Source organism: Romboutsia sp. (genome assembly GCF_056995035.1).
Window position 1 is genome coordinate 72178 of record NZ_JBXKIW010000043.1, and the last position, 8080, is coordinate 80257.

5 protein-coding genes are annotated in these 8080 nt (G+C 30.0%); 4 read left to right on the forward strand and 1 reads right to left on the reverse strand.

Going from position 1 to position 8080, the window contains the following annotated elements; genetic code table 11:
- Nucleotides 1–112 precede the first annotated feature (112 nt).
- On the reverse strand, nt 113–1342 hold the full coding sequence (locus tag AC11VW_RS05455; RefSeq protein ID WP_484300381.1) for an aminopeptidase: 1230 nt from the start codon (nt 1340–1342) through the stop codon (nt 113–115).
- 316 nt (nt 1343–1658) lie between these two features.
- On the opposite strand from AC11VW_RS05455, the gene AC11VW_RS05460 reads away from it, so the two are divergent.
- The 4 genes from AC11VW_RS05460 (at nt 1659) to carB (ending at nt 7927) form a co-directional block, all read left to right on the forward strand.
- Complete coding sequence (locus tag AC11VW_RS05460) at nt 1659–2504, forward strand: nitroreductase family protein (RefSeq protein ID WP_484300382.1); 846 nt, start codon at nt 1659–1661, stop codon at nt 2502–2504.
- A gap of 405 nt (nt 2505–2909) precedes the next feature.
- On the forward strand, nt 2910–3626 hold the full coding sequence (pyrF, locus tag AC11VW_RS05465) for an orotidine-5'-phosphate decarboxylase (RefSeq protein ID WP_484300383.1): 717 nt from the start codon (nt 2910–2912) through the stop codon (nt 3624–3626).
- 12 nt (nt 3627–3638) lie between these two features.
- Nucleotides 3639–4685, forward strand: coding sequence for a carbamoyl phosphate synthase small subunit (locus AC11VW_RS05470; protein WP_484300384.1), 1047 nt, complete (start codon nt 3639–3641; stop codon nt 4683–4685).
- A gap of 32 nt (nt 4686–4717) precedes the next feature.
- The gene (gene carB, locus AC11VW_RS05475; protein WP_484300385.1) at nt 4718–7927 is read left to right on the forward strand and encodes a carbamoyl-phosphate synthase large subunit; all 3210 of its coding nucleotides are present in this window, start codon (nt 4718–4720) and stop codon (nt 7925–7927) included.
- The last annotated feature ends 153 nt before the right edge of the window (nt 7928–8080 follow it).

Sequence of the window (8080 nt, forward strand, 5' to 3'; positions counted from 1 at the left end):
TTTAAATATGTACATAATTAAAATATAGGAGATATTTACTCCCCCTAAAATAATAAATATCTCTTAATCTCCCCCAATAAGCATCTATATCGGAAATAGGTGCTTTTTTTTATTAAAATGCCCAATTTCCATCTTTAAATATTTGTATTTCTTTGCCATCATAAGTTTTTCCAACTATATTCATATCGCTAGATCCGATCATAAAGTCAACATGAGTTAAACTTTCATTTATTCCATGTTTATCTGACTCAGCATCCTTTATATCAGCACCATTTTTAATGCATGATTTATACGCAGAACCAAGAGCAAAGTGACAAGATGCATTTTCATCATATAAAGTATTGAAGAATACTATATTAGTATCTGATATAGGTGATTTAAAAGGTACTAAAGCAACTTCTCCTAGGTAATGAGATCCTTCATCTGTATCTATAAGTTTACCTAAAGTTTCAACGCCTTTTTCAGCTGTAAAATCTACTATTTTTCCGTCTTTAAAAGTTAAAGAGAAATTATCTATAACATTACCACCATAAACAAGTGGTTTAGTACTATGAACAACACCATTAACTTTAAATTTATGAGGCATAGAGAAAACCTCTTCAGTTGGAATGTTTGCATTGAAATCTATTCCATTAGGGTCTTTAGAAGCTCCACTTAGCCACACATGATCTTCAGGTAAATCCATAGTGATATCAGTTTTTGATGATTTAAAGTTTAAAGTTTTAAAGTTTTTTTCATTTAAGAAATTCATTCTTAATTTTAGATCTTTATTATGGTTTTTCCAAGCGTCTATTGGGTCTTGCCCATCCACTCTTGAACATTTGAATATTGCATCCCATAGCTTATCAACCGCTTCTTTTGAAGATATGTCAGGGAAAACTTTCTGAGCCCAAGCTTCAGTTGGAACAGATACTATGCTCCATTTACACTTATCAGATAAAGTATAAGATCTCCATTCTTTTAAAGCCATAGCAGAAGCTTTTTGGAAAGTAGCTACTCTTTGAGGATCTACATTTTTTAATAAATCTGGATTTTGAGCATAAACAGTCAAGAATGCTCCACCCTCTTTTGCTATGTCTACATATTGCTCAGCTGTCCATTTTGGGAATTCGTTAAATGTTTCTTCTGGAGCATTTAAATACTTTAATAAGGTACTTTCTTCATCTGACCATTCTATATGTACATTTTTAGCACCGCATTTGTAAGCATGTACTAAAACTTTTCTTACAAAAGGAGCACACTCTATTGGTGATCTAACAAGTAAAGTTTGACCAGGTTGAATGTTAACCCCAACTTTAACTGATAGTTCAGCATATTTGTCTAAATTTCTTTCAAGTTCCATAAATATAACCTCCTAAAATTATTTCAAATTAGTTATTTTTTAATTCTAATTATATTTTAATACATAAATGATATAAAAATACTAAAAAAATAAAATTAATAGATAATTTTTCCAATAAAATTAATATATTTTTACTGGAAAAGTGTACAAAAAATCTAAAAAAAACTTATAATATAATATATATATTTATCAAATTATTAATAAATATATTGTTTTTAGATATAAATTAAATTGTAAATTAGTATAATTAGAAATATTAACTATATTAGTGAAGAGAATTTTTTATATACAGATGCAATTAATTAGGAGGACGTAGATGGAGTTATATGATGCTATTTTTTATAGAAGGACTATAAGAGATTACTCTAACAAAAATATAAATTCACCTTTGATGAAAGAAGTAAAAAAAATATGTAGTGATATAACTTATCTAAATGAAGATTTAAGAATTAAGGCTCATGTTGTGGAAAGAGGACATTTAATTCATTTCTTGATGGGAAAAAAGTGCAAAGTAAAAGCACCACATTATATAGTAGTAACATCAAACAAGGGTGAAGATTACTTACAAAATATTGGATTCGCAATGGAAAAGGTAGTATTACAGTTAACTACTTTAGGATTGGGAACGTGTTGGTTGGATAGTAATTTAAAAAGAGAAGATATTACGGAGTTTGTAAGCCTTGATAATGAAGAAAGAGAGTATGGTAGTTTACATGAGTGCAAAGATACATGTGAGAGCGAAGATATAGGAGAAAGTGAAGAAGAGAATTTTGAAAATCCATGTGTTGTAATAGCTTTTGGATATGCTAAGAAGGAAGAGCAATTATTTAAATCAATAAATACTGGAAAAGATAGAAAAAACATAAAACATATATCTAAAAAAATGGATAAAAAATGGACAAAAATAATAAATGCAGTAAGGCAATCACCCTCTATAAAAAACTGCCAACCTTGGATGTTCTATAATTCTAAAGATGGAATTCATATATATGAAGAAAAACAAAAAAAATCCTTAGAAAATATGAGCAAGGTAAGCATGGGTATTGCATTAAGACACTTTGATATGGCTTGTAAAAAATATGAGATTGCTGTAATGTATAATAAAATTGAGGGAAAAAGAAAGATAGGAAAAGAATATTATATAAGCATATTAGAAAAATAATAAATTATATTTAATATAAATCGTCAAAAGAATAGTTGACATAGAAGGTAATAAATGCAATAATTGTATACAAGATGAAGCTTTAAAGTATCCCAGAGAGGATATGAAGCGATTGAATTGAAAATTAAGTTCCTTGAAAGTAGTCCAGAGAGGCTAAAAAGGTTAAATATAAAATGATTATTTAAATTTGTATTTATAACCTCTAGCTGGATTAGTTAGAGGTTTTTTATATTAAAAATAATAAAAATAAAAAATAATAAAGTCTTTTAAACTAGTCCAGAGAGGCTGGGAAAGATATCTCATAGCTAAAGTAGAACTATAAAAGCTATGCATAGATAAAATCCTTATACCTCTATTGGTGTAAGGATTTTTTTGTTAGGGCTTTATTAAAAAGGAGAATTCAACATGATAAATGGAAAAGAAAAATTAATAGTTGCAATTGATACTAATGAATTTGATAAAGCTAAAGAATTAATAGATAAACTAGAAAATAGTGTAGATATATTTAAAGTTGGACTAGAACAATATGTTGCAACTAGGGGAAAAACAGTAGACTACTTAAAAGAAAAAGGAAAGAAAATATTCTTAGATCTTAAGTTCCATGATATACCAAATACTATGGAAAGTGCAGTAAGAGCAGCGGTAAGAGATAACGTATGGTTAATGACAATACATGTATCAGACATGGAAGGTATGAGAAGATGTGCAATAGCTGTTAAAGAAGAATCAGAAAAATTAAATATAGAAAAGCCAATCATAGTAGGTGTTACAGTTTTAACATCATTAAGCAACCAAGATTTACAAGATATAGGATGTAACATGACTACAGAAGAATTAGCTATAAAGCGAGCTAAATTAGCTAAAGAATCAGGAATAGATGGAATTGTTTGTTCAGCCCAAGAAGTAGATAAGATAGTAGAAGCATGTGGGAAAGATTTTATAACAGTGTGTCCAGGAATAAGACCAGCTACAGCAGAAGTAGGAGATCAAAAAAGAGTTGTTACTCCAGCAGATGCAATAAATAAAGGTGCACATTACTTAGTAGTTGGAAGACCTATAACTCAAGCTGAAAATCCAAGTGAATCAGCAATGAGCATAGTAAATCAAATAGAAAATGCTTAGGAGGTAAGGTAAATGAAGGGGAAATTAATATTACAAGATGGAACAATATTTGAAGGAAAAGCCTTTGGATATTTAAAGGACAGTATAGGTGAAGTGGTATTCAATACTTCTATGATAGGATATGGAGAAGTACTAACTGATCCTTCATATTATGGACAAATAGTAACAATGACTTACCCTCTTATAGGGAATTATGGTATAAATTTAGAAGATGTAGAATCAACAGGAGTCCATGTAAAAGGATTTATAGTAAGAGAAAAAAGTGATACTCCAAACAACTTTAGATGTGAAATGGATTTAGATACATATCTAAAACAAAATAAGGTTATAGGACTTGAAGGTATAGATACAAGAGCCTTAACTAAAATATTAAGAAATAATGGAACTATGAAAGGTATAATAACTTTAGAAAATGCTTCATTAGAAGATGTTCAAGCTAAATTAGATAGTTTCTCAAATACAACCGCTGTAAAAACAGTAACTAGAAAAGAAGTAGAACACATAAGTGGAGATGGGTCTAAGGTAGCTGTTATGGACTTTGGAGTTAAGCAAAATATATTAAGATCATTTGCTAATCGAGGATGTGATATAACTGTATTCCCTGCAACAACTAAGCCAGAAGAAATACTAGCAATAAACCCAGATTTAATATTCTTATCTAACGGACCTGGAGACCCAGAAGATTTAGAAGATGTTATAAAAAACATAAAAGAATTAATTGGGAAGAAGCCTATAGTTGGAATTTGTCTAGGACATCAACTTTTAGCCTTAACATTAGGTGGAAAAACATCTAAGTTAAAATTCGGCCATAGAGGTGGAAATCATCCAGTTAAAGATTTAGAACAAAATAAAGTGTTCATAACGTCTCAAAATCATGGATACTATGTTTCTGAAATGCCAGAAAACATGGAAGTAACTCATATAAACTTAAATGATAATACTGTAGAAGGAATGAGACATACGGGGTTGCCTATATATAGTGTGCAGTATCATCCAGAAGCTTGTCCAGGGCCAAAGGACAATGATTATATATTTGACAAGTTTTTAGAATTAGTATAAATCATAAATCATTTAGATAAGGAGAAAAAATTATGCCTAAAATAGATAGTATAAAAAAGACGTTAGTATTAGGTTCAGGACCTATAATTATAGGACAAGCAGCAGAGTTTGATTACTCTGGGACTCAAGCTTGTCAAGCTTTAAAAGAAGAGGGAATAGAAGTTGTATTAATAAACAGTAACCCAGCTACAATCATGACTGATAGAGAAGTAGCGGATAAAATATATATAGAACCATTAACAATAGAATTTATAGAAAAGATAATAGAAAAGGAAAGACCAGATAGCTTGCTTGCAGGAATGGGTGGGCAAACAGGACTTAACCTAGCAGTTGAATTACATGATGCTGGGATATTAGAAAAGTATAATGTAGAAGTAATAGGTACTTCTATAGAATCTATAAAAAAAGGTGAAGATAGAGATACTTTTAGAGATGTAATGAGAGAAATTAATCAACCAGTTGTAATCAGTGATATAGTAACTGATATAGAAAGTGGATTAGAGTTTGCAGAAGAAATAGGATATCCAGTAGTTGTTAGACCTGCCTATACATTAGGTGGAACTGGTGGAGGTATAGCTGAAACAGAAGAGGAATTAATAGAAATACTTACTCAAGGCTTACAATTAAGTCCAGTTAAGCAAGTATTACTAGAAAAAAGTATAAAAGGTTGGAAAGAAATAGAATATGAAGTAATGAGAGATGGTAATGGAAACTGTATAACTGTATGTAATATGGAAAATATAGATCCAGTTGGAGTTCATACAGGAGATAGTATAGTTGTAGCGCCTAGCCAGACTTTAAGTGATAAAGAATACCAAATGCTTAGAACAGCATCTATAGATATAATAAATGCAATAGAAGTTAAGGGTGGATGTAACGTACAGATAGCATTAAATCCACATAGTTTAGAATATGCAATAATAGAAATAAACCCAAGAGTTAGTAGATCTTCAGCATTGGCATCAAAGGCTACGGGGTATCCAATAGCTAAAGTTGCAGCTAAGATAGCTTTAGGATATACATTAGATGAAATACAAAATGCAGTTACAAAGAAAACTTATGCGTGTTTCGAGCCTACATTAGATTATGTAGTAGTTAAAATACCAAAGTGGCCATTTGATAAATTCAAGCAAGCTAATAGAAAATTAGGAACAAAGATGATGGCAACAGGAGAAATAATGAGTATAGGAAGCAACTTTGAAGCAGCTATACTTAAAGGAATAAGATCTCTTGAAATAGGAAAATACTCTTTAGTTCATGCACCATCAGAAGAAAAGAGCATAGAAGCTTTAAAGAAAAGCATAGTAGTTCCTGATGACGAAAGATTATTTGACTTAACTGAAATGATAAGAAGAGGTTACAAATTAGAAATGATAGAACAAATCACTGGAGTAGATAAGTGGTTTATAAATAAATTCAAGTGGATAGTAGAACAAGAAGAAACATTAAAAGAAATGAAGATAGAAGACTTAAATAAAGATTATCTATTACAATTAAAGAAAAAAGGATTCTCTGATAAAGGTATAGCTGATTTAATGAAAATAAGTCCAGAAAGACTATGCGAATTAAGAAAGTTATACAACATACAACCAGCTTATAAAATGGTTGATACTTGTGGGGGAGAATTTGATGCATTATCTCCATACTATTACTCTACATATGAGCAATATGATGAAGTAGTAGTAAGTGATAGAAAAAAAGTTATAGTTCTAGGATCTGGACCAATAAGAATAGGTCAAGGTATAGAATTTGACTATTGCTCAGTACACTGTGTAAAATCATTAAGAAAGATGGGAATAGAAACTATAATAGTTAACAATAACCCAGAAACAGTAAGTACAGACTTTGATACATCAGATAAATTATACTTCGAGCCATTAACAGAAGAAGAGGTCTTAAATATAATAGAGAAAGAAAATCCAGATGGAGTTATACTTCAATTTGGTGGTCAAACAGCTATAAAACTAGCTAAATTCTTAGATGAAAAGAAAATAAAAATATTAGGAACTGATTTTGTTGATATAGATGCCGCAGAAGATAGAGAAAAATTCGAAGAGTTACTAGAAAAATTAGATATAAAAAGACCTAAAGGAAAAGCTATATGGTCAGTTGAAGAAGGTATACAAGAAGCTAAAAAGTTAGGTTACCCAGTACTAGTTAGACCATCTTATGTACTTGGTGGTCAAGGGATGGAAATAACTTATGATGAAAATAAATTAGCTAGATACTTAGAAGGTGCCTTCCAAAGAGATAGTAAAAACCCAGTACTTATAGATATGTACTTAGTAGGTAGAGAAATAGAAGTAGATGCTATATGTGATGGGAAGGATATATTAATACCAGGGATAATGGAACACTTAGAAAGAGCGGGAGTTCACTCTGGAGATAGTATAACAATGTATCCAAGTCAAAACATAAGTGATGAAATAAAAGCCAAAATAGTAGATTATACTAAAAAAATAGCATTAGAATTAAACGTACTTGGGATGGTTAATATACAATTTATAGAATTCAAAGATGAATTATATATAATAGAAGTTAACCCAAGAGCAAGTAGAACAGTACCATATATAAGTAAGGTAAGTAATGTACCTATAATAGATTTAGCAACTAGATGTATGCTAGGTGAAAAGTTAGTAGATTTAGGATATGGAATAGGTGTATATAAAGAACCTAAGTTAGTATCAGTAAAAGTGCCGGTATTCTCTATGTCAAAACTTGCTAGAGTAGATATAAGTTTAGGGCCTGAAATGAAATCTACTGGAGAAGTATTAGGTATAGGTGAAAATTTAGAAGAAGCATTATGCAAAGGGTTTATAGCAGCAGGTAAAAGTATGTCTGATAAAAAAGGTGTAGTATTAGCTACTGTAAATAACTATGATAAAGAAGAATTTATTGAAATAGCAAAAGATATGAATGAATTAGGATATACTTTCATAGCTACAGAAGGAACAGCAAATGCTTTAAGAGTAAATGGAATAAAAGCTGATATAGTTAATAGGGTAGAAGAATCTAGACCTAATATACTAGATGCTATAAGAAATAAAGAAGTAGATATAGTAATAAATACAGCGACTAAAGGAAATGATTCTACAAGAGATGGATTTAAGATAAGAAGAACTGCAATAGAGTTCTCAACAGAAGTAATGACATCATTAGATACATTAAGAGCTTTAGTAGGAGTTAAGAAGAAGAAAATAATAAACGCTGGATTAGAAGTTTATAATATAGCTGAACAATAAAAATAAAAGAGGATAAATTCACGATAACGTCATAGCCGTCAACTTAAGAAGTCATATTTTCTAATTATGATATAATTTAAAATCATAACTAGAAAGTAGGACTTAGATTTATGCACAAAAGAATCAAACATTTAATTAAAAATATAAAATACG

Excerpts from the sequence above, each read along its gene's own strand:
- AC11VW_RS05470 (WP_484300384.1), top strand. The coding sequence starts at position 3,639 with ATGAAGGGGAAATTAATATTACAAGATGGAACAATATTTGAAGGAAAA.
- AC11VW_RS05460 (WP_484300382.1), top strand. The coding sequence starts at position 1,659 with ATGGAGTTATATGATGCTATTTTTTATAGAAGGACTATAAGAGATTAC.
- carB (WP_484300385.1), top strand. The coding sequence starts at position 4,718 with ATGCCTAAAATAGATAGTATAAAAAAGACGTTAGTATTAGGTTCAGGA.
- AC11VW_RS05455 (WP_484300381.1), bottom strand. The coding sequence starts at position 1,342 with ATGGAACTTGAAAGAAATTTAGACAAATATGCTGAACTATCAGTTAAA.
- pyrF (WP_484300383.1), top strand. The coding sequence starts at position 2,910 with ATGATAAATGGAAAAGAAAAATTAATAGTTGCAATTGATACTAATGAA.